Here is a 1,552-nt window from a genome sequence, read left to right on the forward strand (position 1 = left end):
AAACCAGCTAATACTTTGTCAATAGGCTGTTTTATTGGATAACGGTTTTTGGTATACTAAATTTGACGTATGACAAATAAACCTCCACTTCGTGGAAGTTTATGGAATAAGGATGTTTAAGTAGCGAATGGCTGCCCTTTTTTAAGCATAGCGTAGACGTGATGTAATACCTTGTTGGCGCAAGCAATCACGGCTACTTTATGGGGCTTCCCTTCGCTTCTTTTCTTGTCATAATACGCACGCAGCCGTGGATTGAAATTTTTCCTTAATCCACATATAACCGTGAGATACGCGGCTCGTCTCAAACGTTTAGAGCCACGTTTTGTAATTCGGTTTTCACTAGCTGTAAACTTGCCTGAGCTAAATACGCTTGGGTCTAGTCCCGCCATCGCTACGACTTGCTTGGGATGACTGAACTGCGATCCATCCCCAATCTCCGCTATGATTGCTGTGGCCAGCTTCGTGCTGACTCCTGGAATGGATTCAAGCAATTGCACCTGCGGGATCGTTTGGGACACGTCATGAATGACTCGCTCTACGTGGGCAAGCTGCTCCTGAAGCTCACGGAGCAACTTCAACATAGTCAAAAGGGATTGTTTTAACCCGAAACCAATCGTAGTCACCGGATTCATCTGACTTACGGTGTGGATCAATTGCGCCTTCTGGTTCACCCAAGCATCCGAGCGGCAGCCTCTGGATGCCTTTTTTATGGCCTCATGCCAGTTTTCTTCTTGAGGTTCATCGGAACCCAGCCACCCTTCTAGCAGGTTTAAGGATGTTTTCGAGAACAAATCCGTGAAAACCTGCTCGTAGCCTGGCAGGACTTGATCAAGCAAGGCACGCATATGAAGCCGGGTCTGCACATATAAACGTGTCACGAACTCCTGTTGGCGCGTTAAGAACTGAAGGTCTGTAAAAGCCTCCTTCCGTACAGGATGAGCCAGCCAATCCTCTTCCTGGTAATACAAATCGCCCAGGTGCCAGGCATCGGATTCATCCGTTTTCACCTTGCGTAAACCTACTCTTCTTGCCCTTTGTGCCTGCAAAGGGTTAACCAAGATCACATGAAATCCTTCCTGTTGTAAAAACTGGACAAGCACCCGATGATAGTGTCCCGTAGGCTCCAGAATAATCGGTGGTTTCTTCCCTGTCTGCTGCTCCAGATCGGCCAGTAGCGCCTTCAGACGCTCAAAGCCTTTAGGGGTATGAAGGATGGTTTCTGCTCGTCCTACAGGGCGATTTCGTTTGAGAAAACACTGGACGACTGACTTTCCCTTTGCAACATCGATACCCATAACAGGCTTCATGGCGTATTCTCCCTTCAAAAAATGGCCGGTTTACTCCCCACAATGGCTCCAACTTCACAGCTTCGCTTGTGATACGAGGTCAATTGCCTCAACCAGCTCAATCGTGATGGTCGGTGGTAGGGGGAGAACAGTTTCTGTGTACGGGGTGGTCCCCAGGGGCTGTCACGTTCTCCCGGCTACCGCCATCATAGAATGACCATAAAAAAAGACCAACCAGTAATATCTGGCTGGCCTAATAATACGAA

1 protein-coding gene is annotated in these 1,552 nt (G+C 48.1%); it reads right to left on the reverse strand.

What is annotated here, in order from left to right:
• Positions 1 to 116 precede the first annotated feature (116 nt).
• Positions 117 to 1,307: an IS110 family RNA-guided transposase gene (locus A7K91_RS00065; protein ID WP_068678401.1), complete on the reverse strand. Its 1,191-nt coding sequence runs from the start codon at positions 1,305 to 1,307 to the stop codon at positions 117 to 119.
• Positions 1,308 to 1,552 lie beyond the last annotated feature (245 nt).

Origin of the sequence: Paenibacillus oryzae, assembly GCF_001675045.1 — a bacterium.
Classification (GTDB): domain Bacteria; phylum Bacillota; class Bacilli; order Paenibacillales; family Paenibacillaceae; genus Pristimantibacillus; species Pristimantibacillus oryzae.

Bases quoted from the DNA above. Each gene is read 5' to 3' on its own strand.
- A7K91_RS00065 (WP_068678401.1), bottom strand. From the start codon at position 1,307: ATGAAGCCTGTTATGGGTATCGATGTTGCAAAGGGAAAGTCAGTCGTC.